At 71.5% G+C, this 26,368-nt stretch carries 21 protein-coding genes and 1 pseudogene; 10 read left to right on the top strand and 12 right to left on the bottom strand.

From position 1 onward, the window contains the following. Positions 1-134: 134 nt before the first annotated feature. Positions 135-2,261: a choline BCCT transporter BetT gene (gene betT, locus FEF34_RS05435; protein WP_138052095.1), complete on the bottom strand. Its 2,127-nt coding sequence runs from the start codon at positions 2,259-2,261 to the stop codon at positions 135-137. 212 nt (positions 2,262-2,473) lie between these two features. Here betT and FEF34_RS41055 point away from each other — a divergent pair, with 212 nt between their 5' ends. Continuing rightward, positions 2,474-2,647 carry a hypothetical protein gene (locus FEF34_RS41055; protein WP_171052836.1) on the top strand — a complete coding sequence of 58 codons (174 nt, stop codon included), beginning with the start codon at positions 2,474-2,476 and terminating at the stop codon, positions 2,645-2,647. A 29-nt stretch (positions 2,648-2,676) separates the two neighbouring features. Here the strand turns inward: FEF34_RS41055 and FEF34_RS05430 are convergent, their stop codons facing one another. Beyond that, positions 2,677-2,934, bottom strand: a complete 258-nt coding sequence (locus FEF34_RS05430; RefSeq protein ID WP_138052094.1) for a hypothetical protein — start codon at positions 2,932-2,934, stop codon at positions 2,677-2,679. 524 nt (positions 2,935-3,458) lie between these two features. Beyond that, the gene (locus tag FEF34_RS05425; RefSeq protein WP_138052093.1) at positions 3,459-4,532 is read right to left on the bottom strand and encodes an ATP-dependent DNA ligase; all 1,074 of its coding nucleotides are present in this window, start codon (positions 4,530-4,532) and stop codon (positions 3,459-3,461) included. 52 nt (positions 4,533-4,584) lie between these two features. On the opposite strand from FEF34_RS05425, the gene ligD reads away from it, so the two are divergent. Beyond that, entirely contained in the window at positions 4,585-5,709 is a 1,125-nt protein-coding gene (gene ligD, locus FEF34_RS05420) for a non-homologous end-joining DNA ligase (RefSeq protein WP_138052092.1), read from the top strand. Positions 5,710-5,796: 87 nt separating this feature from the next. Here the strand turns inward: ligD and FEF34_RS05415 are convergent, their stop codons facing one another. Further along, positions 5,797-7,953 carry an OmpL47-type beta-barrel domain-containing protein gene (locus FEF34_RS05415; protein ID WP_138057298.1) on the bottom strand — a complete coding sequence of 719 codons (2,157 nt, stop codon included), beginning with the start codon at positions 7,951-7,953 and terminating at the stop codon, positions 5,797-5,799. 56 nt (positions 7,954-8,009) lie between these two features. Further along, a complete protein-coding gene (locus FEF34_RS05410) occupies positions 8,010-10,502 on the bottom strand; it encodes a ThuA domain-containing protein (RefSeq protein ID WP_138052091.1) in 2,493 nt (830 codons plus the stop codon). A 180-nt stretch (positions 10,503-10,682) separates the two neighbouring features. On the opposite strand from FEF34_RS05410, the gene FEF34_RS05405 reads away from it, so the two are divergent. Then, on the top strand, positions 10,683-11,732 hold the full coding sequence (locus FEF34_RS05405) for a multicopper oxidase domain-containing protein (protein WP_138052090.1): 1,050 nt from the start codon (positions 10,683-10,685) through the stop codon (positions 11,730-11,732). 463 nt (positions 11,733-12,195) lie between these two features. Here the strand turns inward: FEF34_RS05405 and FEF34_RS05400 are convergent, their stop codons facing one another. After that, a complete protein-coding gene (locus tag FEF34_RS05400) occupies positions 12,196-12,723 on the bottom strand; it encodes a hypothetical protein (protein ID WP_138052089.1) in 528 nt (175 codons plus the stop codon). A 452-nt stretch (positions 12,724-13,175) separates the two neighbouring features. Here FEF34_RS05400 and FEF34_RS05395 point away from each other — a divergent pair, with 452 nt between their 5' ends. From FEF34_RS05395 to FEF34_RS05385, 3 genes and pseudogenes are all read left to right on the top strand, one after another. Then, positions 13,176-13,988, top strand: coding sequence for a VOC family protein (locus tag FEF34_RS05395; RefSeq protein ID WP_138052088.1), 813 nt, complete (start codon positions 13,176-13,178; stop codon positions 13,986-13,988). A gap of 100 nt (positions 13,989-14,088) precedes the next feature. Next, positions 14,089-14,355 carry a WhiB family transcriptional regulator gene (locus FEF34_RS05390; protein ID WP_138052087.1) on the top strand — a complete coding sequence of 89 codons (267 nt, stop codon included), beginning with the start codon at positions 14,089-14,091 and terminating at the stop codon, positions 14,353-14,355. A gap of 49 nt (positions 14,356-14,404) precedes the next feature. Next, positions 14,405-14,867, top strand: a pseudogene (locus FEF34_RS05385) (SDR family oxidoreductase); the annotation flags it as partial. On the opposite strand, the gene FEF34_RS05380 reads toward FEF34_RS05385, so the two are convergent. The 5 genes from FEF34_RS05380 to ssgD all read right to left on the bottom strand — a co-directional run bounded on the left by FEF34_RS05380 (position 14,839) and on the right by ssgD (position 20,813). Continuing rightward, positions 14,839-15,741 (bottom strand): chitosanase, encoded by a 903-nt coding sequence (locus FEF34_RS05380; protein WP_138057297.1) that lies wholly within the window; start codon positions 15,739-15,741, stop codon positions 14,839-14,841. The pseudogene FEF34_RS05385 and the gene FEF34_RS05380 overlap by 29 nt on opposite strands. A gap of 262 nt (positions 15,742-16,003) precedes the next feature. After that, positions 16,004-16,978, bottom strand: coding sequence for an acyl-ACP desaturase (locus tag FEF34_RS05375; RefSeq protein WP_138052086.1), 975 nt, complete (start codon positions 16,976-16,978; stop codon positions 16,004-16,006). A 183-nt stretch (positions 16,979-17,161) separates the two neighbouring features. Next, positions 17,162-17,938 (bottom strand): dimethylargininase, encoded by a 777-nt coding sequence (ddaH, locus tag FEF34_RS05370; protein ID WP_138052085.1) that lies wholly within the window; start codon positions 17,936-17,938, stop codon positions 17,162-17,164. A 534-nt stretch (positions 17,939-18,472) separates the two neighbouring features. Further along, entirely contained in the window at positions 18,473-20,113 is a 1,641-nt protein-coding gene (locus FEF34_RS05365) for an ABC-F family ATP-binding cassette domain-containing protein (RefSeq protein WP_171052835.1), read from the bottom strand. Between the two features lie 283 nt (positions 20,114-20,396). Then, on the bottom strand, positions 20,397-20,813 hold the full coding sequence (gene ssgD, locus FEF34_RS05360) for a spore wall synthesis regulator SsgD (protein WP_138052084.1): 417 nt from the start codon (positions 20,811-20,813) through the stop codon (positions 20,397-20,399). A 769-nt stretch (positions 20,814-21,582) separates the two neighbouring features. On the opposite strand from ssgD, the gene FEF34_RS05355 reads away from it, so the two are divergent. Next, positions 21,583-22,680: a WD40/YVTN/BNR-like repeat-containing protein gene (locus FEF34_RS05355; protein ID WP_171052834.1), complete on the top strand. Its 1,098-nt coding sequence runs from the start codon at positions 21,583-21,585 to the stop codon at positions 22,678-22,680. 84 nt (positions 22,681-22,764) lie between these two features. On the opposite strand, the gene FEF34_RS05350 is transcribed toward FEF34_RS05355, so the two are convergent. Beyond that, the gene (locus FEF34_RS05350; protein WP_138052083.1) at positions 22,765-23,064 is read right to left on the bottom strand and encodes a YciI family protein; all 300 of its coding nucleotides are present in this window, start codon (positions 23,062-23,064) and stop codon (positions 22,765-22,767) included. 196 nt (positions 23,065-23,260) lie between these two features. On the opposite strand from FEF34_RS05350, the gene FEF34_RS05345 reads away from it, so the two are divergent. From FEF34_RS05345 to FEF34_RS05335, 3 genes are all read left to right on the top strand, one after another. Next, a complete protein-coding gene (locus tag FEF34_RS05345) occupies positions 23,261-23,944 on the top strand; it encodes an endonuclease V (RefSeq protein WP_138052082.1) in 684 nt (227 codons plus the stop codon). 28 nt (positions 23,945-23,972) lie between these two features. Next, on the top strand, positions 23,973-24,284 hold the full coding sequence (locus FEF34_RS05340) for a hypothetical protein (RefSeq protein ID WP_234042283.1): 312 nt from the start codon (positions 23,973-23,975) through the stop codon (positions 24,282-24,284). A 274-nt stretch (positions 24,285-24,558) separates the two neighbouring features. After that, positions 24,559-26,367 (top strand): N-acetylmuramoyl-L-alanine amidase, encoded by a 1,809-nt coding sequence (locus FEF34_RS05335; RefSeq protein WP_138052081.1) that lies wholly within the window; start codon positions 24,559-24,561, stop codon positions 26,365-26,367. The last annotated feature ends 1 nt before the right edge of the window (position 26,368 follow it).

The raw sequence follows: 26,368 nt of genomic DNA, 5'->3' as shown, positions 1-26,368 counted from the left end.
GGCACCGCGGTCTGCCGGGGGATCACCGGTGCGGCCCGGCACGGCGGCGGCCCCGGCGGTGAGCCGCCGAGACGATCAGCCGGGCGTCGTCGAGCACCCCGAGCTGCCCGGCGGTCGCGGGTCCGTCCGCTGCGTCAGCCCTCCTGGTCCGGGTCGTGCTCGGCCGTGTCCGGCCGGTGCCCGGGCAGCGCGGAGCCGGCCGTGGCCTCGTGGTGCAGGCGCAGGAACTCGAAATGCCTCTCGTACTGGTCGAGCATGTCGCCGATGAGTTGTTCCTCGGTGTACCCCATCACGTCGTAGCCCTGGTTGCCCTCGGCGAGCCGCACCTCGAACCTCAGGTACGTGTCGTGGGTGGAGACCGACCGGGTCGCGAACTGGGGGGTGAGCGTCTCCAGCGGTTCCAGACCGTAGACGAACTCCTCCTTGCCGCCGATCCGGACCCGCAGCTCCAGCCGGGGGACGCCGGTCGTCTCGTCGGTCTCCTCGGCGACGGACGTCTCCGCTCCCTGGGTGCGCAGTTCATCGGCCACCTTCTCGAACGCCGGGCGGCACACCTCGTCGACGAACCGGGCGGCGGCCCGCGGGCCGGGGAACGACATCGCCCGCGCGATGCGTTGCCGCCAGGTCCGCTCGGCGTGGGGTCCGCGGTGCGTCCGTCCCGACAGCGACCCGGGCAGAGCGGCGATCAGCGCGTCGTCACGCATGCGTTCGAGGCGGAGTGCCTTGTACAGGCCGGCCATGATGAGGAACATCACGAACGAGAACGGCAGCCCCATGACGATGGTCGCGCTGGTGAGCGCCTCCACGCCGCCCACGAGGAGCATGGCCAGGGTCAGCAGTCCCGTGGCGCCGGCCCAGAAGACCCGCAGCCAAGGAGCCGAGTCGCTCACCGGGGTGGGCAGGTGCGAGCAGAGGTTGCCCATCACCAGCGCGCCGGAGTCCGCCGAGGTGACGTAGAGCAGCAGCCCGACGACGGTGGCGAGTCCGGCGCTGAACGCCGCCCCCGGGTACTGCGCGAGCAGCCCGTAGAAGCCCTGCTCGGGGAATTCCATGGCCGTCTCGCCGAACCGGACGTTGCCGCTGCGGATCACCTGCAGCGCGCTGTTGCCGAAGACGGAGAGGAAGATCAGCGTGAACACGAACGGGATGACCAGGGTCGCCAGCACGAACTGGCGGAGCGAGCGGCCGCGGGAGATCCTCGCCAGGAACAGCCCGACGAAGGGCGCCCACGCGACCCACCAGGCCCAGAAGAAGAGCGTCCAGGCGTTGAGCCAGTCCTTCGGAGGGTCGTAGCCGAAGGTGTTCAGGGTCATCGAGGGGAAGCGGCTGACGTAGTCGCCGATGTTGAGGATGAGCTGGTTGAGCAGCGGGACGGGGCCGCTGACGATCAGCATGTAGAGCAGCAGTACGAGGGCGAGTACGACGTTGAGCTCGGAGAGCCGCCGGATACCGCGGTCGACTCCCGCCGCCGCGGACACCGTGGCCATGATCACCGCGATGACGATCAGACCGATCTGCGCGGCGATCCCCTCGGGTACGTCGAAGAGGAAGCTGAGTCCGAAGTTCAGCTGTACCACCCCGATTCCGAGCGACACCGAGATGCCGAACACCGTGCCGATGATGGCCGCGAGGTCCACGGCGTCACCGATCCGGCCGTGGATGCGCCGGCCGATGATGGGGTAGAGCGCCGAGCGGATGGCGAGGGGCAGCCGGTAGCGGAAGGCGAAGTACCCCAGCGCCATGCCCATCAGCGCGTACATCGCCCACCCGGTGATGCCGTAGTGGAACAGCGTCCACACCACGGCCTGACGGGCCGCCTCCACGGTCTGCCCCCTGCCCTCCGGCGGCGCGAGGTAGTGGCTGACGGGCCCTGAGACGGCGAAGAACATCAGGTCGATCCCGATGCCGGCCGCGAAGAGCATGGCTCCCCAGGCGAACAGACCGAAGTCGGGCGTGGAGTGCTTCGGCCCCAGTTTGATGTTGCCGTAGCGGGAGGCGCCGATGAACACCACGAAGGCCAGGTACAGGGTGGCGGCGAGGAAGTAGTACCAGCCGAAACCGATGGAGATCCAGTCGACCACGACACCGATGACGTGCTGGGCGCCTCCCGGGGTGATGATCGCCCAGATCGAGATCGCGAGGATCAGCCCGGAGGATCCGAGGAAGACGACGGGTTTGATCCGGGTCTCTCCGGGCGCGGCGTTCGCCGGCGCCGCCCCCTCCTCGTCGGCGCTGGCGCTGCCCTTTCCCTTGGTCGCCACGGTCCCGTCCCTCCTGTTCCACAGGTCTGCCGACCCCGCACGGTCGGGCGTGCGCAGGAATGCGGCAGGTCACGCTGTGGTCCAGGCTCCCTTCCTCCGTTCCACCTGCCCGGCACCGACACGGTTCCGATCCGCATCGGTTGTCCCCAGGCCGCTGCGTTCCCGGCTAGCGCCGCCTCGGGCAAGGTTTGCCCGTCAAGGAGCGGCGTCCGGTGCATGGAGTCTTCCCGGGCCCTCCGGTCGAGGGGGTGGGGTCTCCCCAGGCCCTCCGGGCCGAGGGGAAGATCGCAAGGCGCCGGATCGACCTCGTGGTGGGCCTGATCGTTTGGTTCGGCAACGCCGCGAGTCGCCGTGCCGGGCGCCGCGACGGGGCGAACGCCGCCTGATGCGGCCCTACCCTCTCAGGGCAATACACCTAGCGCGGTCCGCCCGGACGCACCACCAGGCCCGGGTTGTAGGCGGCCAGGATCTTGTTGGACAGGGCCAGCGCGGCCAGGGCGTGCTCGCGGTCCGCCTGGTCCTCGGCGCAGAGCGGCCCCCGGAACCGCATGGCCTCGCGCGCCGCGCACTCGGCGTCGATCTCCGCCTGCAGCACACCGAGCGGCATGCAGGATCCGATCAGGGCGGCCACACCGTCGGGGATCGGGACGGGGACGAGGTTGGACGCGGTCACGTGGTGTCCTTTGCTGATGTTGCTCCGGGGTCGCCGGGCATGGGTGGTGTTCTCCTCTATACGTACCTGATGCGCTTCACGGTTCGTCAGCCGGGACGTCTCTGTGCGGAAACCGTTCGGTCGCGATCGTTGATTTGCCCTTACCCCGGAGTAAGTTGCCCCGGGCGGAGTCCGTCCGGGGACTCCGCCCCGCCGCCGGCGAGTTCACCGGGGAGTGCGGGACGCCGGCGTCACCGCCCGAGGTCAGGCGGCACGTGGTCGCGGACGTGGACGCCGTGGAGGTCGGGGCGCCGTACCGACCCGGGTGCCGGGGCCGGTGCCCGGCCAGGGCCCGCCCGGGGTCGCGCGTGCCCCGCCATCAGCGTCTCCGACGGCACCTTCCGGGCCCGGTGACACCCCCCAGGCCATCCGTTCGACAGGGAGGGAACAGTCATGCCGGGCCCGGAGGCCAGCGGTCCTCTTACAGGACCGCGAAGAAGACGACGGGGGCACGGACCCGCGCCTCCGGAAGCCGAGGTCCGTGGTCACCCGGACGGCGGCGCCGACAGCACCTCCGAGAGGTCGTAGCGCACCGGCTCCTCCAGCTGCGCGTACGTGCAGCTCTCCGGAGTGCGGTCGGGCCGCCACCGCCGGAACTGCGCCGTGTGCCGGAACCGGTCGCCCTCCATGTGGTCGTACGCGACCTCCACCACCCGCTCGGGCCGCAGCGCCACCCAGGACAGGTCCTTCTTGCCCGACCAGCGGCTCGGCGCACCGGGCAGCCGGGCCGACTCGTGCGCCTCCTCTTCCGCCCAGCGCGCCCAGGGGTGCTCCGACACGTCCGCCAGGCGCAGCGGCTCCAGCTCCGCAACCAGCTCCTCGCGGCGCTTCATGGAGAACGCGGCGCAGACGCCCACGTGCTGCAGGGCGCCCCCGGCGTCGTACAGACCGAGCAGTAGCGAGCCGACGACCGGTCCGCTCTTGTGGAGGCGGTAACCGGCGACGACCACGTCCGCGGTCCGCTCGTGCTTGACCTTGTACATCAGCCGGGCGTCGGGCCGGTACGGAAGGTCCAGCGGCTTGGCGATCACCCCGTCGAGCCCGGCCCCCTCGTACTGCTCGAACCACCGCTCCGCGACGGCGGTGTCCGTCGTCGCGGGCGCGATGTGCACCGGTTCGCGCGCCCCTGCCAGTGCCTCGACGAGCCGTGCGCGCCGCTCCGCGAGCGGCGTGCCGAGCAGTGCCTCGTCGCCGAGGGCCAGGAGGTCGAATGCCACGAAACTGGCCGGGGTGCGCTCGGCGAGCATCCGCACCCGGGAGTCCGCCGGATGGATGCGCTCGGTGAGCCGGTCGAAGTCGAGTCGCCCCTCGTGCGCGATCACGATCTCGCCGTCGACGACACAGCGCTCCGGCAGATTGCCGCGCAGGGCCGTGACCAGCTCGGGGAAGTAGCGGGTCAGCGGCTTCCCGGTGCGGCTGCCGATCACCAGCTCGTCGCCGTCCCGGTGGACGATCGCACGGAATCCGTCCCACTTGGCCTCGTACTGCATCCCGGGCGGGATCTTCGCCACGGACTTGGCGAGCATCGGTTTCACGGGAGGCATCACCGGCAGATCCATAGCGCGATTGTCCGGTATGCACGGAATCCTGGCACGGCCTACGCTGACGGGCATGGCCGGAGCGGTGGAAGTGGAAGTGGGAGGGCGGACCGTCCGTGTGTCCAACCCGGACAAGGTGTACTTCCCCGAACGCGGCTACACCAAGATGGACATGGTCCAGTACTACCTCGCCGTCGGCGACGGCATCACCCGTGCGCTGCGGGACCGGCCCACCACCCTGGAGCGCTACCCCGACGGGGTGACCGGCGAGTCGTTCTTCCAGAAGCGCGCCCCGAAGTACCTCCCCGACTGGATCCCCACCGCCCACATCACGTTCCCCAGCGGCCGGTCGGCCGACGAGATGTGCCCGACCGAGCCCGCCGCCGTGGCCTGGGCCGCCAACCTCGGCGCCGTCACCTTCCACCCGTGGCCGGTCCGCCGCGACGACACCGACCACCCCGACGAACTGCGTATCGACCTCGACCCGCAGCCCGGCACCGACTACGCCGACGCCGTCCGCGCCGCCCACGAACTGCGGGACGTCCTCGACGGGGCCGGGTTGCGCGGCTGGCCCAAGACGTCCGGCGGACGCGGACTCCACGTGTTCGTCCCCATCGAACCGCGCTGGACGTTCACCCAGGTCCGGCGCGCCGCCATCGCCTGCGGGCGGCAGCTGGAACGCAGGATGCCGGACCAGGTCACCATCAGGTGGTGGAAGGAGGAGCGCGGCGCGCGGATCTTCGTCGACTACAACCAGACCGCCCGGGACCGCACCATCGCCTCCGCCTACTCCGTGCGGCCCCGCCCCCACGCCCCGGTCTCCGCGCCGCTGCGCTGGGAGGAGATCGACGACGCGGTCCCCGAGGACTTCGACATCGTGACCATGCGCACGCGCTACGCCGAGGACGGCGACGTCCACGCCGACATGGACGACCGGCGCTTCGGCCTGGAGGCGCTGCTGGAGCTGGCCCGCCGTGACGAGGCGGAGCACGGGCTGGGCGATCTGCCGTACCCGCCGGAGTACCCGAAGATGCCCGGCGAGCCGAAGCGGGTCCAGCCGAGCCGCGCGAGGAAGGACGCCCCGGCCGGTCCCGCCGCGAAGCCCGCCGGGCGCGCGCCCGTGAAGGCGCGGGACGACTCCGTGGAGGGGGCGCCGGGCGGGACGGGGACGGGGGAGACGGGGCGGGGCGGCGGCTGAACCGGCCGAGCCGGGGCGCGTCGCACCCGCCGGTGCCCCACCGCCCGGTGGGGCGGCGGGGCACCGGCGTCCGTGCGGCCGCGTCGGCTACAGCTCCTTGACGCGGATGTTGCGGTACGAGACCACGTCGGTGGTGCCGTGCACCTGGAGGCCGATATAGCCCTGTGCGTACCGCCGCCCGTCCGTGCCCGGGTCGTCGCCTCGCGGCGGGACGAACTCCTGGCCGCCGCTGTTCTCGAACTCGTTGATCAGGACGCCGTTGCGGTGGACCGAGTAGTGCTGGCCCTCCACCCGGATCTCGTAGTCGTTCCAGGTGCCCTTCGGGGTGACCCCGGCCCCGCCGAGACCGACGCGGTCGAAGCCGTAGACGGAACCGGTCTTGTACATGTCGCCGTCGGGCCGGTCCAGGACCTGCACCTCATGGCCGTACTTGATGGCCACCCACTCCGGCCGCGGCTCCTCCGGGTTGTCGTGCACGTACGGGAAGCGCACGAACACACCGCTGTTGGCGTTGCCGGTCCCCGGGGCGTCGTCCCGCCACTGGAGCTTCAGCGAGAAGTCGCCGTACTGCCGCTGGGGGAACCACAGCATGCCCAGGCCGCCCCTGGTGGTGCCGCTGGTCATGGACCCGTCGGCGTTGAGGCCGAACGAACCGCCGCCCACGTGCTGCCACTTGGCGAACGAGGCGGCAGTGCCGTCGAACAGGTCGCGGTAGCCGCCGGTCTGTCCCGGCTTGCCGATGCCGGACTGCTCGGCCGCCTTGTAGATCTTCTTGTGCTCGCGCAGGTCGATCACGCCGTCGGCCAGCAACCGGTCCAGCACCTTGTCGACGTGCTTGAGGAACAGGGCGTGGGAGCTCCAGTCCTTCTCGTCCTCGATCAGCTCGTTGACCGTGCAGCGGGAGCGGGTGACCCGGTTCGGCACCCCCGTGTCGACGGTGCCGACGATCACGGTCAGCCGCTCGTCGTACTCCGGGCAGTCCGGGGCGGGGACGCCACCGCTCTCCGCGACCGTGAAGGACTCCTTCCGCGCCTCGGAGGTGTTGCCGGCCCTGTCGGTGGCCCGGTACCGCACGGTGTGGAACCCGACCCGGTCGACGATCACGGGCGCGGTGTAGGCCAGATACGGGCCCGCGTCGAGCGAGTACTCGATGCGCTCCACGCCCGAGTCCGTGTCGGCCGCCGTCACCGTCACCGTGGCGCTGGTGATGTACGCGCCGTCCGAGTTCCTGGTGCCGGTCACCGTCGCCGAGGTCGTCGGCGGGGTCCTGTCCTGCGTCGGCGGGGCGACGACGGTGAAGTCGACGGCCTTCTCGGCGGCGGTGTTGCCGGCCTTGTCGGTGGCGCGGTAGCGGACCTTGTGGGTGCCGGTCTCGTGGACCGTCACGGGTGCGGTGTAGGGCTGCCAGGCCCCGTCCGCGCCCAGCGCGTACTCGATGGTGTCGACCCCGGAACCCGTGTCGGAGGCGGTCACGGTGACCGTCGCCGTTCCCAGGTACTCGCCCTGTCCGTTCTTCTCGCCGGTCACCGTCGCCGACGTCTCCGGCGGGGTCCCGTCGTCCGTCGGCGGGGCGACGACGGTGAAGTCGACGGCCTTCTCGGCGGCGGTGTTGCCGGCCTTGTCGGTGGCGCGGTAGCGGACCTTGTGGGTGCCGGTCTCGTGGACCGTCACGGGTGCGGTGTAGGGCTGCCAGGCCCCGTCCGCCCCCAGCGTGTACTCGACCCTGTCCACACCCGAACCGGTGTCGGCCGCCGCCACGGTCACCGTGGCGTGGCCGATGTAGGCGCCGTCGGCGTTCTTCTCGCCCTCGACCTTCGCGGAGGTCTCGGGCGCGGTCGTGTCCTCGCCGCCCGGGTCGGTCACCGTGAGGATGCCCTGCATCTGGCCGTGGCCGGGGATCGTGCAGTGGAAGCGGTACCGGCCAGGCGTCAGCGTGACCTCGACCGAGTGCTTCCCGCCCTGGTCGTCGCCGGGGTCGGCCAGGATGTTCAGCGGGACGTCGTTGTTGTACTCGGGGTCGGACACGTCGAAGGTCAGCGTGTGCTGCATCCCGGTGGTGTTGCCGGTCGCCGAGCTGTTCTCGAAGACGATCGTCGTCGGGCCCGCCACCGCGGTCGTCGGGAACGACAGATAGCGGTCGATCGGGTCGCCCGCGGTCCAGGTGAGCGTCTGGGCCGCGGTCGTGTCCGCCTCCCGCTCGCCCGTCCGGCCGTACGCGACGGTCGAGGTCAGCCCGAGCACCATCACGAGCGCGCCCAGCAGCGCCGTCCACAGCCGGAGCTGTCCCTGCCACAGGAGTCTCAACTCCGTGCCTCCTTCCTCGCGAGCTGATCAGCGGCCGGGGTCGGCCCGCCGCCCTGGTACGTCACGCGCCACAGCGCGGACCTGGAGTCGGAGGTGAAGAAGCCGCGCCCGTAGTCGAGGACGTAAAGCGACCCGTCCGGGGCGAACTTCCAGTCCATGAGGTTGCGGATGCCGTCCGTGCCGACCGGGACGATCTTCTTCAGGGACTCGGCGTGCACGGGCAGTCCGCCCTTGCCGACGGTCTTCGGGTCGGTCAGCACCGCGTGCCGCGGCTGGTCGCCGTCGTAGAAGTCGCCCACGAACCACTTGCCGTCCCAGTAGGCGGGCCAGCGCACGGCCGGGTCGCCCTTCGTGCCGTCGAAGCGGTACACCGGGCCGTTCATCGTCGCCTGGCCGCCGCCCTTCAGCCACGGAAGCAGCAGCTTCTGCTCCTCCACCTTGTAGCTGGGCACTCCGGCCGCGTCGCGCGGGTAGTCCGGGCCGCCGCCCTGCGGCGAGTACCAGATCGTGTTCGGCGTCACCGGCGGCAGGTTGACCAGTCCGTCGTTGTTCGGCGACTCGTTCCTCGGTCCGGCGCAGTCGTACCAGCCGAGCGGCCGGCTCGGGTCGGGCAGGTTGCGGTCCCGATAGGGCTGGTTGTTGCCCATGCAGAACGGCCAGCCGTGGTTGCCCGCCGTGGTGATCGCGGCGAAGGTGTCGTACTTCGCCGGGCCCCACGTCGTCGACGGCGAACCGGCGTCCGGCCCGACCCAGCCCGCGTACAGGATGTCGGTCGCCTTGTCGACGAAGATCCGCGCCGGGTTGCGCACTCCCATCACGTAGATCTCGCCCCGCGTCCTGCCGCCGCCCTCGTCCTGCTCCGCACCGGTGAAGAGGTTGCCCTCGGGGAGGGTGTACGTGCCGTCGTCCTCGGGGTGGATCCGCAGGATCTTGCCGTTGAGGTTGTTGGTGTTGCCCGCGGTGCGCCGCGCGTCCGCGAACGACACGCCCTTGAAGTTCGGCTGGGGGTTGTTGCCCGAGTAACCGGAGCTGAAGCCGGACGAGTTGTTGTCACCGGTGGCGATGTAGAGGTTGCCCTTGGAGTCGAAGGCCATCCCGCCGCCCGCGTGGCAGCAGCTGTGGATCTGTACCGGCCACTTCAGCAGCACCTTCTCGCTCGCCGTGTCCAGCTTGTAGGTGGCGAGATCGAGCGTGAAGCGGGAGACGTACCGCTCCGCCATGTGCGTCTCGCGGTTGATCCGCGAGTGCGGTGTGTAGTGCAGATACACCCAGCCGTTGGTCTGGAATTCCGGATCGAGTTCGATGCCGAGGAGCCCCTCCTCGTTCTTGGTGAGCTCGTCGCCGCCGCCCTTGTTGCCGAAGACCGTGAGCGCGCCCGCGAGGGTCACCTTCCCCGTCTTCGGGTCGTAGACGTGGATCTCGCCCTTGCCCCTGCCGATGCCGGGGTTGCTCCAGTCGGTCACGACCGGCTGGGACGAGTCGGCCCCACCGCGCCCGATGTACAGGATCCGCCCGTCGGGGGCCGCGACCAGGCCGTGCGGTTCGCCGATCTGGTCGTTCCGGCCGGGCTCGTTGGGCCGGGTCACCCGCTGCGCCGTGTAGTTGGCGGTGATGGTGGCCTTGCAGTCCGCCTGTGAGGTGCGGGAGGTCCAGGCCAGCGCGCCGCGCAGATGGTCCCTGAAGTCCGTCTCGGCGAACGAGTCGGCCGTCCCGCCCATACCGGTGTAGAAGGAGCGGCCGCCGTCGTAGTCCCGGCACCAGGACACGGGGTGGTCCCAGCCGTTGGCGCCCCGGCCCGGCTGGTAGGTGCTCTCCTTGACCCGGGCCACGGTGTGGACCGAACCGGAGGGGTTCGCCGCCCAGTTGAGCCACTTGTCGGGCCGCTTCCAGTTCAGCGGAAGGCTCTTGGTCGCCGGATGGAGCCGATCGCCGACCTCGACGACGGCGCGCTGGACGGCGGCCGGCGAGGTCGTGGGCCGGGCGCCCACGAGACCGGTGAACCAGTCCGAGTACGGCTCGGTGCGGGCGGCGTCGTGGATGCCGACGAAACCGCCGCCCGCCTCCATGTACGCCTCCAGGCCGGCCTCCTGCTCGGGGTCGAGCACGTCCCCGCCGCCGGTCAGGAAGACCACGGTGTTGTACCGGCCGAGTTTCCTGGCGTCGGTGAAGACGGACGCGTCGTCGGTGGCCTCGGTGCGGAACCTGCCCGCAGCCGGTCCCGTCAGCCCGATCTGCTCGACGGCCGCGATCCCGGCGTCGACGGTCGGCGACTCCTGGCCGGCCGAGGCGTGGAAGACGAGCACCCGTACGTTCGCGCCACCCGGCGGGGATGGCAGGGATAACGTTGTCGCCCCGGAGGGCAGGGGATCCGGCGCGGGCCTCGCCGTCGCGGCGGTCCCGCCCAGCAGCGACGCGGCCATCGTCCCGGCCAGCAGTGCCGCCGCCGTCCCGCGTCGGGCTCTCGACCGGTGATGTGGTGCGCGGTGCATGTGGTCACCCACCCCTCATTGGTCACAGCAACAGCCGTGAAGCTAGACCTCTTTCGGTGAGCCGCCAATAGGTACCATCGCAATCCGACGAACTTTGTCCCGGGTGTGGAGGAACGGGGGTCGGCCGACTACCGTGTGCCCGGCCCGACCCGATTTTCCCTACGGCACTGGGGAGTTCACATGGACCGACGGAGCTTCAACCGGCGCCTGCTGGCGGGCGGCGTGGTCGCGGCAACCGGTGTGACATCGTTGTCCATCGCTGCGGCTCCCGCCGCGACCTCCGCGGAAGGGGCACCGAAGACCGCCCCGGCCGGAGGCCGGGTACGCCATCTCAAGCTGTACGCGGAGAAACTGCCGGACGGCCGGATGGGGTACGGCCTGGAGCAGGGCGAGGCGACGGTCCCGGGCCCGATGATCGAGCTCATCGAGGGGGACACCCTGCACATCGAGTTCGAGAACACCATGGACGTGCCGGCCAGCCTCCATGTCCACGGCGTGGACTACGACATCGCCAGCGACGGCACCCGGACGAGCAGGAGCCACGTCGAACCGGGCGCCACCCGCACCTACACCTGGCGCACCCACGCCCCGGGCAGACGCAAGGACGGCACCTGGCGAGCGGGCAGCGCGGGCTACTGGCATTACCACGACCATGTGGTGGGCACGGACCACGGCACCGGCGGCATCCGCAAGGGGCTGTACGGGCCGGTCGTGGTGCGCAGGAAGGGTGACCTGCTGCCGGACAAGCAGTTCACGATCGTCTTCAACGACATGACGATCAACAACAGGCCGGGACACCAGAGCCCGGACTTCCGGGCGACCGTGGGCGATCGGGTCGAGATCGTGATGATCACGCACGGCGAGTACTACCACACCTTCCATATGCACGGTCACCGCTGGGCGGACAACAGGACCGGTCTGCTGACCGGTCCCGACGACCCGTCCCGGATCGTCGACAACAAGATCACCGGACCTGCGGACTCCTTCGGGTTCCAGATCATCGCGGGTGAGGGCGTGGGCGCGGGCGCGTGGATGTACCACTGCCATGTGCAGAGCCACTCGGACATGGGGATGGCGGGGCTGTTCCTGGTGGCCAAGCCGGACGGCACGATCCCCGGGTACGAGCAGCACCACCCGGTGGCCCCGGCGCCACCCGGCGGGGGGACCGGGGCGAAGGGCGCTTCGGGTTCCAAGGGCGGGGTGGGCGCGTCGGCGGTGCACACGCACTGAACGGCCGAGCACGCGACTGCGCGACCGCCGGTCCGGCAAGTCCGCGGCCCCATGGGGCGGTCCGCCGGGTTGCCCTTCAACGACCCAGTGCGGTCGTGGCGTTCGCGGCGTTCGCCCGAAGGGGCACTGAGGGCGCATGAACGTGGCGAAGCGGGACCGGGCTTCCAGCCGGCGGGCTCTCAGCGGAACGTACTCGGGAACGGGCTTCGAGCGGAACGGGCTCGTGCGCAACGGAGTCGTACGGAGGGCGGGGCGGACGGGAGGAACGACGGGGCGGGCCCCGAGGGCGGCCCGCGCGGGGAATGCGGACGAGGCTCCCGCGCGGGCGTCGCGGACCCGCGCGGCATGCGTGCCGCGCGGGTACCGCGCATTCACCGAGCCCGGACGGGCCCTGACGGGCGCGGCCACGGGCCCTGACGTGGTGGCGGGGGTTCCCGTCCGGCCGGAACCGGTCGCGGATTGCTCAGCGGCCGTAGCTCGCCCGGCACATGGCGACGAAGGACGGGTCCGCCACGCCGTCCGAGGCCCGGCACAGGTCCCCCATGTCGTAGTGCGTCCGCACCCGGGGCGGTCGTACACCCGCGTGCTTCCCTTGCTTGCGCGGCGAACGGGCCTCCTCCGCACGGCCCTTGTCGCCCTGTCGGCCGCGCACCGGCTTCTCCGGTACCACCGCACGACGCTCCCGCCCCTGCGGCGCGTCCGCCCCGCCCGGCGCGTGCGCTTCGGCCCTCCGGCGGTCGTCCGCCTCATGGCCGCTCGACGGCCGTGGCCGCGGCGACTCCTCAGGTCCGGTGGAGGCGAGTTCGGCATGGGCCGGCGCCCGTTCGGCCGGGCGCTCCGGGGAGAGGGACGCGGGCGAGGGCGCGCCGGCCGGCGCGAGGCCGGGCGCCGGGGGCGGCGGTGTCCCGGGCACGGAGACACAGCCGGTCGCGACGAGACCGGTCGCGACGAGGAGTACGGCGAGGGTGAGGGGCCTGGTGCGGGGGTGCATCCGTCCACCCTGCCGCAACGCACGGCCGCTGCGCGGCGGCCACACGCGCCGACCACCGGCACGAGTGATCGCACGGGACGGAGGGCGACGCCGCAGGACGGCGGACCAACCGCGGCGGGATGTCCGAGCACCGCTTCGTCCCGGCGGCGCGGCAGTATCTCGCCGATCCCGGCAGATCGCACGGCGGCGTCCACCCCTCTCCGCGTACGCGCACCTCCCGGACGGCGCCACCCGGGCGACCGCCGCGGAAGGGGTGCTGCTCCCGGAAGGAACGGTGGCCCGGGTGGCCGCCCCGGGTGCGGGGGATCGGGAGCGGGCGCACACTCGGTGGGGTCGGCAGCACAGCCACGAGGGACGAGGCACGACGACGGGTCCCGACGCCGAGGCCCGGGAGGGCCGCGCGACCTTCCGCGACGGGTCCGCCCCGGCCGCCCACGAAGGAGCGACGCCCCATGCTCACCACCCGCTATCTCACCGGCTCCCCGAACTGGCTCGACCTCGGCAGCCCTGACATCGGGGGCGCGGCGTCGTTCTACGGCGACCTCTTCGGCTGGACGTTCCGTTCCCCGGGGCCCGAGGCCGGCGGCTACGGCCTGTTCGAACTCGACGGGAGGACCGCGGCGGGCGCCATGACCGTGCCCCCGGAGCGGGTCCCGCCCGGCTGGACCCTCTACTTCCAGTCGCCCAGCGCCGACGACGCCGCCGAACGGGTGGCGGACGGCGGCGGCACCGTCACCCACGAACCGGCGGACGTGTGGGACCTCGGCCGCACGGCCCACTTCACCGACCCGGCGGGGGTCGGCTTCGCCACCTGGCAGCCGGGCACGAACAAGGGGCTCGGCGTCGTGAACGAGACCGGCTCGCTGTGCTGGGCCGAACTGTGCACCCCGGACCCGGGCGCGGCCCTCGAGTTCTACCGCTCCGTCTTCGGCTGGGACGAGTTCGCCGTGCCCGTCCCCGGCGGTGACACGTACCTCACCGTGAACCCGGCCGGCGCGGGCGAGGACGCGATGTTCGCCGGACTCGTCCCTCTGGAGACCGACCCGGTGGAGGCGGTGGGCGGACCGTACTGGCTGCCGTACTTCGAGGTCACCGACACCGACGCGACGGCGGCGGAGGCGGAGGAACTCGGCGGAAGGGTCCGCACCCCGCCGATCGACGTCGAGGACGTCGGCCGCATCGCGAAACTCGCGGACCCGTACGGAGCCCGCTTCGCGGTGATCGAGACAGCGGTGAAGAGCGCGGGCGCGGCGAACGCCGCGTGAAGGTGCCGCCCGCCGGCCCCAGGAAACCGGAGTTGGCCGAAACGCGGACGTTGAGCGTTCATTGACATGCCGTTTATCACCACGGGGCAGCCTGTCGACCATGCCCACAAACAGCACCACACCCGCCCCCGACCAGGCACTCTCCTGGCGGAAGACCGCCCTCTGCGCCCAGGTCGGCCCCGATTTCTTCTTCCCGGCCCCCGGCTCCTCCACCCGCGAGGCGAAGCAGCTGTGCGGCGCGTGCGAAGGCCGTGTGGCGTGCCTGGAGTACGCACTCGCCAACGACGAGCGCTTCGGTGTCTGGGGCGGTCTCTCGGAGAAGGAGCGCGGCAGGCTGCGGAGCTCCGGGATCCAGCGCCACGGGTAGCGGTCGCGGCGGGCGGGCGAGCCGTCCGGAACGCCGGGGCCGTGCGCGACGCATCGGCGAGCTCGACCCGGCCGAACTCCTCGAGGTGCAACTCGTCAACGCCGTCGCCCCTGCGCTCTTGTGCGACCGGCTGCTTCCGCTGCTGCTCGCGTCCGCCGGGCCCGCGCCGCTACGTCGTCAACGTGTCCGCCGTCGAGGGGCGGTTCGCCGTGCGCAACAAGACCGGCGGCCACCCCCACACCAACATGGTGAAGGCGGCGCTCACCATGCTGACCCGTACGAGTGCGCGTGAACTCGCCGCGCAGGGGGTGCACATGTGCAGCGTGGACACGGGATGGATCAACGGCGAGAACCCGGCCCCGCGGAAGGCGCGGATCGCCGCGGCCGGTACCCGCACGCCGCTCGACGTCGTGGACGGTGCGGCCCGTGTGTACGACCCGACCGTGCGGGGCGAGGCGGGCGCGCCGGTGTCCGGGGTCTTCCTCAAGGACTACCGGGTGGCCGACCGGTGACGTCGGGCGTGGCCGGGATGCGGAACCACTCCCCGTACATCCGCCACTCCAACGGCGCCGCCAGCGCCATGTTCCCGTTGCGCAGGAACACCCGCTGCGCCGTGTCGATGCGCGAGGTGTCGCGCGTACCGGGTCCGGTCCGGGCCCGCATGGCCGAACGGCTCTCGTCGAGGAAGGCGTTCAGGTATCTCCTCTCCGCGCCGCCTTCCGCGGCCGTCCTGGCCTTCTCCATGGACGCCTGGCGGATGCCGTAGAAGCCGTCGGGTTCGAGGCCCGGGCCGTGCAGCAGCATCGCGTCGTAGTAGATGAACTGGCCGAGCGTGCCGAGGCCGTCCATCTTGGCGAGCCGGACGGCGGGGTCGAAGTAGATCCGGTCGCGGGCGGCGTCCTGCGCGGCGCGGAAGGCAGGCTTCCCGGCCTCCGCGACCCAGGCGTCGGCGAAGCCGGGGTCCAGCCCCTCGTGCGAGTCGGTGCCGTCGACCTCCCTGAGGGCGGGGAGGTAGGGGGCCAGTCCGTTGCCGGGGTGTTCGGCGGTGTACGCCTCGACCAGCTGCAGCATGTCGTTGGTGCCGGAGCAGAAACCGATGATCCCGGCGGTGTAGCCGTTGCCGTCGCCGAGGTCCTCGATGGCGTCGTACTGGCCGCGCCAGTTCAGGGTGGAGTGCTCCGCGGTGGACACCAGCCGCGCGGCGATCTCCTTCTTGGCGGGAGCCGCGAGCCCCGCGGGCATCTTCGCGATCCTGGCCTCCAGCGCCCGCCGCTCGGACGCCGTGCCCGACTTGAGCGGGTTCTGTGCGGGGGTCGTCGTCTTCTGCGCCTCCCGCGGCCGGTCCGCGAGCGGTATCTCGTCCTCGCTGCCGACGCCGAGGATCATGGATACGGCGACGGCCACGGGGGCGGCTATGAGGATGATTCGGGTCGCGGGCTTCACGTCGCACAGATTACGGGGCGCCCTTCGGCCGCCCGACGTCCGTCCCCGGCCGAACACGGCGGCCGGACCCCACGGCTCGACCGGTCCTCGTCCCGGACGGGCGGGTCCGTGCGACGCCCCCGCCCCCGTCGCGGGACGCGGCGGGGGCGGTCGAAGGTCCGTCGAGGGTGCCGGAGGGCCACCCGGGGTGGGTGACGCGCCCGGGTCAGCCCTTCGCGCGGGCCGCCAGCCGGGCCTTGCGGGCCGCGAGCTTCTCATCGAACTTGGCGGCCTCGGTGTCCAGCCCACCCATGTACAGTCCCAGTTCCTCCTGCGCCTTCACGCCCTCGGGGCCGAGCCCGTCGATGTCCATCACCTTCAGGAAGCGGAGCACCGGCTCCAGCACGTCGTCGTGGTGGATCCGCAGGTTGTAGATCTCACCGATCGCCATCTGCGCCGCCGCGCGCTCGAATCCCGGTATCCCGTGCCCGGGCATGCGGAAGTTCACCACGACGTCCCGGACGGCCTGCATGGTCAGGTCCGGCGCGATCTCGAAGGCCGCGCCGAGCAGGTTGCGGTAGAAGACCATGTGCAGGTTCTCGTCGGTGGCGATGCGCGCCAGCATCCGGTCGCAGACGGGGTCGCCCGACTGGTGGCCCGTATTGCGGTGCGAGATGCGGGTGGCGAGTTCCTGGAAGGCCACGTACGCGACCGAGTGCAGCATGGAGTGGCGGTTGTCGGACTCGAAGCCCTCCGACATGTGTGCCATGCGGAACTGCTCCAGCTTGTCCGGGTCGACGGCGCGCGAGGTCAGCAGGTAGTCGCGCATCACGATGCCGTGCCGGCCCTCCTCCGCGGTCCAGCGGTGCACCCAGGTGCCCCAGGCGCCGTCGCGGCCGAAGAGCGTCGCGATCTCGTGGTGGTAGCTGGGCAGGTTGTCCTCGGTCAGCAGGTTGACGACGAGGGCGGTCTTCCCGATGTCGGTGACCTTGGACTGGCCGGGCTCCCAGGCCTCGCCGTCCTCGAAGAGGCCGGGGAAGTTCCGGCCGTCCGACCACGGCACGTACTCGTGGGGCATCCAGTCCTTGGCGACCTTCAGGTGGCGGTTGAGCTCCTTCTCCACAACCTCCTCCAGCGCGTACAGCAGCCGGGCGTCGGTCCACACTTCCGAACTGCCGAGGTGGGGAGAGGTGATCGTCACGGGGGCTCCTGGGAACGGGTGGGGGAGGGACGTCATCGGGCGGAACGCACGACGCCGACGGCAAGGTGCTGGCCGGATCGCGGCATGCGTCTTACCTACGGCCTCGTAGGTTACGAAACCGTAGGTTAAAGGCGCAGTAAGCCATCGGCCAAGCGCGCGGTCGTGATGTTCCCTTACGTGGCGTTATGTGTGCAGGTCCCGGAGTCGTACGGAGAGACACGTCACGCAGCCCTCGAGCTTCTCGAACTCGCTGATGTCCACCGGAACCGGCTCATATCCGAGATCGGCGAACAGCTCCGCCGTCTTGGGGGCGCTCGCAGCCATCAGCAGTTTTGCGCCACCGAGCAGCACCACATGAGCCCCGGCCTCCTCGGGCACCGGCAGGAACCCCGGGAACAGCGACGGCTGCTCGACCAGCGGCTCGTAGCCGATCACGGTCCCGTCGGGCAGGGCCGTCACCGCTGACTTCAGATGGAGCACCCGCGACACGGGCACGGCGACGACGCGCGCCCCCAGCGGCTCGAAGGCCGCGCGGAGCTGCTGCACGCCGGCCGCGTTGGTCCGCCCGCCGCGCCCCACGTAGACGGTGTCGCCGATCTTCAGTACATCGCCCCCGTCGAGCGTGCCCGGCTCCCACACCCAGTTGACCGAGCAGCCGAGCCTCGCCACGGCCTCCTCCACCCCGGCCGTCTCCGGGCGGCGGGTCTCGGCCCCGGAGCGGGCGATGAGGGCGACGTTGCGGAACATCACCACGGTGTCCTCGATGAAGACCCCGTCCGGGCAGTCGTCGGCGGGCTCGGCCTCGATCGTCTCCCAGCCGTGCGCACGCAGGGCCTCGCCGTACGCCTTCCACTGGGAGAGCGCCGCCCGGGGGTCGACGGTACGGCGCTCGACGTGAGTGACCAGGCCGTCCGCCACGCGGGGGCTGGGGCGTCGGATCAGTGCTCTTCTGCTCGGCACGGGCTCTCCAGGGACCGAATTGGGGGGCGGCAGGGCCATCATGAGCCCCACCTGCCCGATTCCGTCCCCTCCCACACGGCACGCCCGCCCGTCCGCGCCCTGGCACGCTCGCGCCCGCGTGCCGGGCCGCTCGCGCCCGCGCCCCGTCCCCTCCCACACGGCACGCCCGCTCGCGCCCGCGCCCCGTCCCCTCCCACACGGCACGCCCGCTCGCGCCTCGTCCCGCTCGCGTCTCGGCTCCACCCGCGCCCGCGTGCCGGGCCGTCCGCGCCGGGTCTCGGTGGCCGGGAGTGGGCGGCTGCCCCGTTGCCGCGGCCGGTCCCGACCGCCGGCAGGCGCCGCAGGACGCACCGAGGCGATCCGCGACCGCAGCCCGGGGCAGGCACGTACCGGGTGCCCCGGGCGATCGGCGACCGCAGTCCCCGCGGCAGGCGGCCCGGTGCGGCCGCCCCGGCCGCACCGAGGCCGCGGCATCCCGCGATCTCCCCGGCGCCGCCCCGGCTGTCCCCCGTGGAACGGATCATGCCGTCGCCTTCATGCCCCCATCAACTCCTCCCGTACCTCCTCGGCGGTCGTGGGCCGAAGCTCCCCGTCGAGCAGGAGCCAGCGGGTGATCCCCAGCGATTCCAGGAACGTCACGTCGTGGCTCGCCACGATCAGCGCGCCCTCGTACGCCTCCAGGGCCTCGGTGAGCCCGCGCACGCTCGCCATGTCGAGATTGTTGGTCGGCTCGTCCAGCATCAGCAGCTGCGGGGCGGGCTCCGCGAGCAGCAGCGCCGCCAGCGCGGCCCGGAACCGCTCGCCGCCGGAGAGCGTTCCGGCCGGGCGGTCGGCCCGTGCGCCCCGGAACAGGAAGCGGGCCAGCCGTGCCCGGATCGCGTTGTCCGTCGCCTGGGGCGCGAACCGTGCGACGTTCTGCACGACGCTCAGCTCCTCGTCGAGCACGTCCAGCCGCTGGGGCAGGAAGCGCAGCGGCACCTCCACCGCCACCTCGCCCGCGATCGGCTGCAACTCCCCGGCGATCGTGCGGAGCAGGGTCGTCTTGCCGGCCCCGTTGCGCCCGACGAGGGCGATCCGCTCCGGACCGCGCAGATCGAACTCGCCCGCGACACGGGCCCCGTAGCGGAGCTCCACCTCGGACAGCCGCAGGACTCCGCGGCCCGGATGGACCTTGGTGTACGGCAGTTCGACGCGGATCTCGTCGTCGTCCCGCACGGCGTCCACGGCCTCGGCCAGCCGCTCCTTCGCCTCGGTCAGCCGTTCCGTGTGCATGGCGCGGTGCTTGCCCGCCGAGACCTGCGCCGCGCGTTTGCGCGCGCCCATCACGATCTTCGGCTCGCGCTTCTGCTCGAACATCTTCTGCCCGTAGCGCCTGCGGCGGGCCAGTTTGACCTGGGCCTCGGCCAGTTCGCGCTTCTGCCGCTGCACATCGGCCTCCGCGACGCGGACCATCCGCTCGGCTGCCTCCTGCTCGACGGCCAGCGCCGCCTCGTAGGCCGAGTACGTGCCGCCGTACCAGGTCACCTCGCCCTCCCGGAGGTCGGCGATCTGGTCGACCCGCTCCAGCAGTTCGCGGTCGTGGCTGACCACGATCATCACCCCGGACCAGGCCTCCACGGCCTCGTACAGCCGGCCCCGGGCGACCACGTCGAGGTTGTTGGTCGGCTCGTCGAGCAGGAGCACGTCGGGGCGGGCCAGCAACAGCGCCGCGAGCCTGAGCAGCACGCACTCGCCGCCCGACATCTCGCCGACGGTCCGGTCGAGGCCGACGTGCCCGAGCCCCAGTTGGTCCAGGGTGGCACGGGCCCGCTCCTCCACGTCCCAGTCGTCGCCGACCGCGGTGAAGTGCTTCTCCCGTACGTCGCCCGCCTCGATCGCGTGCAGCGCGGTGCGGGTGGCGGCGATCCCAAGGGCCTCGTCCACCCGCAGTGCTGTGTCGAGCACGACGTTCTGCGGGAGATGGCCGACCCCGCCCGCGATCCGCACACTGCCCTCGCCGGGTGTGAGCTCTCCGGCGATCAGCCGCAGCAGCGTGGACTTGCCGGAGCCGTTGAGGCCGATCAGCCCCGTTCTGCCGGGGCCGACGGCCAGTTGGAAGTCCTCCAGAACGGGAGTGCCGTCCGGCCAGGAGAAGGACAGCGAAGAACAGGTCACATAAGTGGGGAAGGTAGACATACGGGTCTCCCTGTTGCGTGAGGGGAAAAGGGGGCAACGGGTGAGACACCGGTCGGACAGCACAAAGGCCCTGGTCCGGGACGGGACGGCTCGTACACCGAGGTCGCACACGGGCACGCGGGCGGAAAGCGCGCGTGACACGGTGTCTCAGGACCTCAGACGAGCAACGTCCTTCTCCGATCGACGACAACAGGGCCGAGTACGAAGCTACGCCGGGCGGGGGCGGCGGGCAAACGATTAAACGATCGGGGCGGCCGGAGTCCTCCCGGCGCCCCGGCCGCCCTCAGCGGGCGTCGCGCATCAGCTCGGCCAGGTCCGCGTCCAGGTCCAGGTGGAGGCGCTCCCGGCCGACCGGTACGAGCCCCTGGGCCCGTTTGAGGAAGCGGCGCAGTTCGGACGTGCGGATGTGCATCATCGCGGTGCCCTCGGGGGCGTGGAACTCCAGGACGGTCCGGTCGTAGCCGTACGGTCGTACCCGCACGTCGCCCAGCCCGGCGGGCTCGTCCAGGCCCTGCACGAGGAGATCGCGGGAGAACGCCCAGGACACGTCGGTGCCCGCCAGCGTGGCCGGGGCGGGGAACGACATGCGCACGGCGAAGGGGTCGCGGGGGTCGTAGCGCAGGGTCGCCGGCACGGACTCCATACGTGGCGCGGAGGCGACCAGACGGACCTGTACGGCCTGCTCGATAACGCTGGACAAGGCCCGCTCCCTCACTTCACTGCTGCCGGATGACGCTTTTCTGCCGCACAGGAAGACGAGCGAACGGCGGAATCCGTGCATCGGTGGGGAGCGTGAGTTGCGTCACCGCACGGGCCAGCGCCGGGCTCGCGGATTCCGGCAGGCCGCGAGGCAGCGGATGCCGTGACGCTCCGCGGGGATCCCCGATCGTGATTCGGCCGCGGACGCGACGGCGGGAACCCGCTCGAACGGTGGCGGCTCGGACCACCGATCCGGCGGGCCGGGCGGACCCTGCGGGTCGTCACCGGCCCACGTCGCACGCCCGCGGCAGTGCCGCGGGCACGTCCGGTTCGCCGTCGCCGTCGCCGCCGTCGCCGTCGACGACGTGGCCGACCGGTCCGTCCAGCCCGCCGGCGACAGCCGGCCGGTCCGGCCGAGCGGCAGGCGGCCCCCGACCGCCCTGCGTCAGCTCTACGCCCCGCAGCGGCCCCGGGCGGTCCCCGGCCCTCGCCGAACGCGCTTGCCGTCGTCGGTGCCGCGGACCGGGGCCGCGCACAGCTCGGCGGACAGCGGCAGTCTCCACCTCATGCCGCCGTCGTCGGCCGAGCAGCCCGCGAACTCGTCGGTCGTAGCGGACCCGGACCGCCGTGATCATCTCGGTCGTGTACCCGTTCTCGGCCGGAAGGCGGTCGGGGGACCGGTCCTGGGGCCCGGGCCGGTGAACTCGGCACGGACGCGGCACGGAAGGCGCTCTGGACCGGGTGCCGGGCGTCGGCTACGTTCGCGCGCCATGAGACCCAAGGGGAAGTCGAGACGAACGCTGTCCGTGGGGCTGAGCGGGGTGGCGCTGACCGCCGTGCTGGGCGCGGCCCTGTCGGTGCCCGCGCAGGCCGACGGGCGGCACGCGGAGGGCCGGGCACCGCACTGGGAGCTCAAGCGGACCGGGACGGACGTCCGGTTCCGCGGACTCGCCGCGGTCAGCCGCACCACGGCCTGGCTCGCGGGCTCGAAGGGCACCGTGCTCCGCACCACGGACGGCGGGCGGAGCTGGCGGAACGTCTCACCGCCCGGGGCGGACGAGCTGGAGTTCCGCGACGTCGAGGCCTTCGACGCCCGCAGGGCCGTCGTACTGGCCATCGGCGAGGGCGAGGCCTCCCGCGTGCTGCGCACCGAGGACGGGGGAGCGACCTGGGAGGAGGCGTTCCGCAACGCCGACCCGAAGGCTTTCTACGACTGCATCACCTTCTTCGACCCCCGGCACGGGCTCGCGATGAGCGACCCCGTCGACGGCAGGTACCGCATCCTCTCCACCCGGGACGGCGGCAGGTCGTGGAAGGTGCTGCCGAGCGCCGGGATGCCGGACGCCCAGCCGGGCGAGGCGGGTTTCGCGGCGAGCGGCCAGTGCCTGGTGAGCTCCGGGCCAAGGGACGTGTGGCTCGCGACCGGCGGCGGTGCCACCGCGCGCGTGCTGCACTCCGCGGACCGCGGGCTGCACTGGACCGCGGCCGAGTCCACGATCCCCGCCGGGGATCCGGCACGGGGCGTCTTCGCGCTCGCCTTCCGGGACCGCGCGCACGGTCTCGCGGTCGGCGGCGACTACCGCACCGGCCAGGCGTCGCCTCGGGCGGGCGCCGTGACGCGGGACGGCGGCCGCACCTGGCAGCAGTCCGCGACCCCGCCGCCCGCCTACCGCTCAGGAGTGGCCTGGCTGCCGCACAGCCGCACGGCCGCCCTGGCCGTCGGACCCACGGGAACCGACCTGACCACCGACGCCGGCCGCACCTGGCGCACCGTGGACACCGGCTCGTACGACACCGTCGACTGCACACCGGACTTCGGTTGCTGGGCGGCGGGGGAGAAGGGACGCGCGGCCCGGCTGGAGTGGTGACCGCGCATCGGCCGCCCCACGTGCCGTTCTGACGCGGCGGAGGGCCGGCGCCGGGCAGCTACCCCGGTACCGGCCCGTCCGCCGTCACGCCGAGGGCTGCTCCCGGTAGGGCTCCAGCGCGGGCGCCGTCTTCGTCGCGATGAACTCCGTGATCCGGTACTCGCACACCCCCGCCGTGGTGTAGGGGTCCGACGCCGCGATCCGCTCGGCCCGCTCGCGGTCGACGCCCGTCGCGATCAGCACCCCGCCGTCGCGCGGGTGCTTGCGGCCGGAGGCGATCAGGACGCCTTCCCCGTACAGGCCCTCCAGCCAGGCCACATGGGCGCCCTGGTGCTCCTCGACGCGGTCGAGCTGTGCCGTGTAGGTCAGTTCCAGTACGAACATGATCGGCAGGTTAGCCGCACGGCCAAGGGTTGTCGCGTCATCCTCGGAGGGCGCACGACGCCGGCTACGGCACCTCGCCGCGTCGTCCGAAGACGCCCGGTACGAGGATGGGTCTCCGCCCCGCGCGGCACCGCATCCGGCGCCGCGCGCTGCTCCAACGGGGGACTGCCCGGCAGCCCTTAGGCTGGGAGCCACCATGACCCTCATCCGGACACCCGCCGACGAGGCCGAGGCCCGAGCCGTGCAGGACGAGCTCAGGACCCGCGTCGTCCTGGACGAAGCCGGGCCCCTGCCCGGCACCGGCCTCGTCACCGGGGTCGACGTGGCCTACGACGACGAGCGCGACGTGGTCGTCGCGGCCGCCGTCGTCCTCGACGCCGCCACGCTCGGCGTCGTCGAGGAGAGCACCGCGGCCGGACGGGTCGCCTTCCCCTACGTCCCGGGGCTGCTCGCCTTCCGTGAGATTCCGGCGGTGCTCGCCGCACTGGAATCGCTGAAACACGGTCCCGGGCTTGTCGTCTGCGACGGCTACGGCCTCGCCCACCCCCGCCGCTTCGGACTGGCCAGCCATCTCGGAGTGCTGACCGGCCTGCCGGTGATCGGCGTCGCCAAGAACCCGTTCACGTTCACGTACGCCCCGCCGGGCGGGCGGCGCGGAGACGCCTCTCCACTGGTGGCGGACGACGGAGAGGTGGTGGGCCGGGCGCTGCGCACGCAGAGCGGGGTCAAACCGGTCTTCGTCTCGGTCGGCCACCGCGTCTCGCTCGACAACGCCTGCGCCCACACGCTCGCCCTCTCCCCGGACTTCCGCATCCCCGAGTCCACCCGCCGCGCCGACGCCCTGTGCCGCAGGGCCCTGCGCGAGGCGACCGCCGGCTGACCGCCCCGGGCAGCACGACGGTCACTCGTTGCGCAGCGCCTGCGCCACGGTGAAGGCCGACATCACCTGGCTGGTCGAGACGAAGAAGGCCCACTACATCGCGGTCATCAAGACCAACCAGCCCACCGCGTACGCCCAGCTCGCCGCTCTGCCCTGGACATCGATCACCGTCCAGCACACCGCCTCCGCCCACGGCCGCCGCGAGCCCCGGTCGATCAAGACCTGTTCCATCGCGACAGCCTCGGCGGGATCGCCTTCCCCCACGCCCGCCTCGCCATCCGCGTCCACCGCCGCCGCAAGCCCACCGGCAAGCCCGAGAGCCGCGAGAGCCTCTTTGTGACCGGCGGGCCCGATCAGCCACACGTCCAGCGGGCCATCCGGAGCATCCGTGCAGGCCGGTAGGGAGTCGCTGATCGACTGATCGACTGATCGACTGAGGCGCTCGGGGATCCGTGCGCGCCTCCCAGGGGTGGCGCTGGTCGTGGGGCACGGTGTCGGTGGGGCAGGCCCGTACTGCGGGCGTTGCCGCGTTGGCTCACCTGTCCGTGCCCAACGGGGAGAGACTTGTGCTGTTGCTGTCATCTCGCGTCTCACGTTGGAGGAGACGGCTGTGCGTGGGGCTTGTCGTCGGTCTGATCGGGGTTGGCGCGGTGCCTGTCGCGGCTTCGTCCTCCGGGTCGTTGGAGCGGGACTTCGCTGACGCGGCGGCCGAGTTTCACGTACCGGTTCGGTTGCTGCTGGCGGTGAGCCATGAGTCATCCTGGTGGGAGTCCCACAACGGGCTGCGAAGCAGCAGCGGGGGACACGGCCTGTTCGACCTGGGCGAGAAGGGCGCGGTGAGCGGTTCTTCGGCTCGCCCTTTGGACCGGGCCGCAGCGCTGGTAGGTGCTGCTCCGGCGGTATTGCGTAGGAACGATCGGGAGAACATCAGGGGGGGCGCGGCGCTTCTAGCGCTCCACCAGAGGTCCCTGACGGGAAGCAGTCCTGAGGATCCCGGGCGGTGGTACGGGGCGGTTGCCCGCTTCGGCGGCTCCTCGTATCGAGGTGGCGGCGCCGCCTTCGCGGACGCTGTCTACCGGACCTTGCGGGAGGGAGCACGGTCGGTCCGGCCGGACGGCCAGACGGTGCGCTTGACCGCGGACCCCGGTGTCTCGCCCGCCAGAGGACAGCGTTCGATGCCGGGGACGGCGGGTCATGGCCGGGACGCGGAGGAGACGGACCTGTGCCGCCCCAAATGCCGCTTCCTCGCGGCGGACCCCAACAACTTCCAGCTCGCCGACAAACCGGCCAACGGGCTTGTCCTGAATACGATCGTCATCAACAACTCGGAAACGACGTACGACGCCGCGCTCGCCGATTATCAGAATCCGGCGCTGGAGGTCTCGGTCAACTACGAGGTACGTTCTAACGACGGATACGTCACCGAAATGGTACGGCCGCAGGGAATTCCCTTCTTCACCGACAACTACACGTATAATCTGCATGCCGTCGGGATCCAAGTTGAGGGTGCGGCGGCGCAGGGAGCGAAGTGGTACACGCCTTCCGTCTACCGCACTGTGGCGATACTAGTGAGGAGGCTCTCGGCGAAGTACAAGGTGCCGCTCGACCGGCAGCACATCATCGGGGAAGACCAGGTCCAAGCCGACTCGACGAGCGCCATCGCCGACATGGGGTGGGGCCCGGGCCCTTACTGGGACTGGCAGCGTTTGATGGCCTTGGTCTCGCGGAAACACCCGGACCGGTCCCCGAGGGCCAGTGCAGAACATATGATCCGACCCGGCTCGGTGGTCACTATCTCACCCGACTTCAGCAGAAACCTGCAGACTCTCCGGGTGTGCACCAGCGCGTCTCCGCAGTCGTGCACGCTTCAGACACAGCCTTCGAACTTCCTGTTCGCGCGTACTGGCCCTAGCCACCTCGCCCCACTGTTCCCCGATCCGGGTCTTCCTGCGGGCATCGCGGGGACCGATCGGATCGAGGACTGGGGGGACAGACTCAATCAGGGGCAGCAGTACGTGGTCGCGGAACAACGGGGAGACTGGACCGCCATCTGGTTCTGTGGCCAGAGGGTCTGGTTCTTCAACCCGGGCGGCAAATACACTCGTCTCTCCGGCAAGAGTTCGCTGCTGATCGTGCGTCCCCGGCCCGGCCGTACGTCCATCCCCGTCTACGGAACTAATTACCCGGGCCCCGGCGCGTACCCACCCGGCGGAAAGGCGCCTTCTCCGCAGATCCCCCTGGGCGTTTACACCATCCTCAAGGGACAGGCCTACGTGGCCACAAGGCCGGCGACACCCGCCCAGGACTTCTCCCCGGACCCGCCCGACACAGTCATTACCGGACCTGAGCGGTATATCAGCGTCCAATACAACCACAGGCTTGCCTGGCTGAAATCCACGGACGTCGAAGTGACCCGCCGATAAA

Source organism: Streptomyces marianii, from assembly GCF_005795905.1.
Taxonomy (GTDB): domain Bacteria; phylum Actinomycetota; class Actinomycetes; order Streptomycetales; family Streptomycetaceae; genus Streptomyces; species Streptomyces marianii.
This window is presented reverse-complemented; position numbering and strand designations above follow the sequence as displayed.

Excerpts from the sequence above, each read along its gene's own strand:
- FEF34_RS05410 (WP_138052091.1), bottom strand. The coding sequence starts at position 10,502 with ATGCACCGCGCACCACATCACCGGTCGAGAGCCCGACGCGGGACGGCG.
- FEF34_RS05395 (WP_138052088.1), top strand. The coding sequence starts at position 13,176 with ATGCTCACCACCCGCTATCTCACCGGCTCCCCGAACTGGCTCGACCTC.
- FEF34_RS05405 (WP_138052090.1), top strand. The coding sequence starts at position 10,683 with ATGGACCGACGGAGCTTCAACCGGCGCCTGCTGGCGGGCGGCGTGGTC.
- FEF34_RS05400 (WP_138052089.1), bottom strand. The coding sequence starts at position 12,723 with ATGCACCCCCGCACCAGGCCCCTCACCCTCGCCGTACTCCTCGTCGCG.
- FEF34_RS05380 (WP_138057297.1), bottom strand. The coding sequence starts at position 15,741 with ATGATCCTCGGCGTCGGCAGCGAGGACGAGATACCGCTCGCGGACCGG.
- FEF34_RS05425 (WP_138052093.1), bottom strand. The coding sequence starts at position 4,532 with ATGGATCTGCCGGTGATGCCTCCCGTGAAACCGATGCTCGCCAAGTCC.
- FEF34_RS05355 (WP_171052834.1), top strand. The coding sequence starts at position 21,583 with ATGAGACCCAAGGGGAAGTCGAGACGAACGCTGTCCGTGGGGCTGAGC.
- FEF34_RS05415 (WP_138057298.1), bottom strand. The coding sequence starts at position 7,953 with ATGGTGCTCGGGCTGACCTCGACCGTCGCGTACGGCCGGACGGGCGAG.
- FEF34_RS05365 (WP_171052835.1), bottom strand. The coding sequence starts at position 20,113 with ATGTCTACCTTCCCCACTTATGTGACCTGTTCTTCGCTGTCCTTCTCC.
- ligD (WP_138052092.1), top strand. The coding sequence starts at position 4,585 with ATGGCCGGAGCGGTGGAAGTGGAAGTGGGAGGGCGGACCGTCCGTGTG.
- FEF34_RS05350 (WP_138052083.1), bottom strand. The coding sequence starts at position 23,064 with ATGTTCGTACTGGAACTGACCTACACGGCACAGCTCGACCGCGTCGAG.
- FEF34_RS05390 (WP_138052087.1), top strand. The coding sequence starts at position 14,089 with ATGCCCACAAACAGCACCACACCCGCCCCCGACCAGGCACTCTCCTGG.
- FEF34_RS05345 (WP_138052082.1), top strand. The coding sequence starts at position 23,261 with ATGACCCTCATCCGGACACCCGCCGACGAGGCCGAGGCCCGAGCCGTG.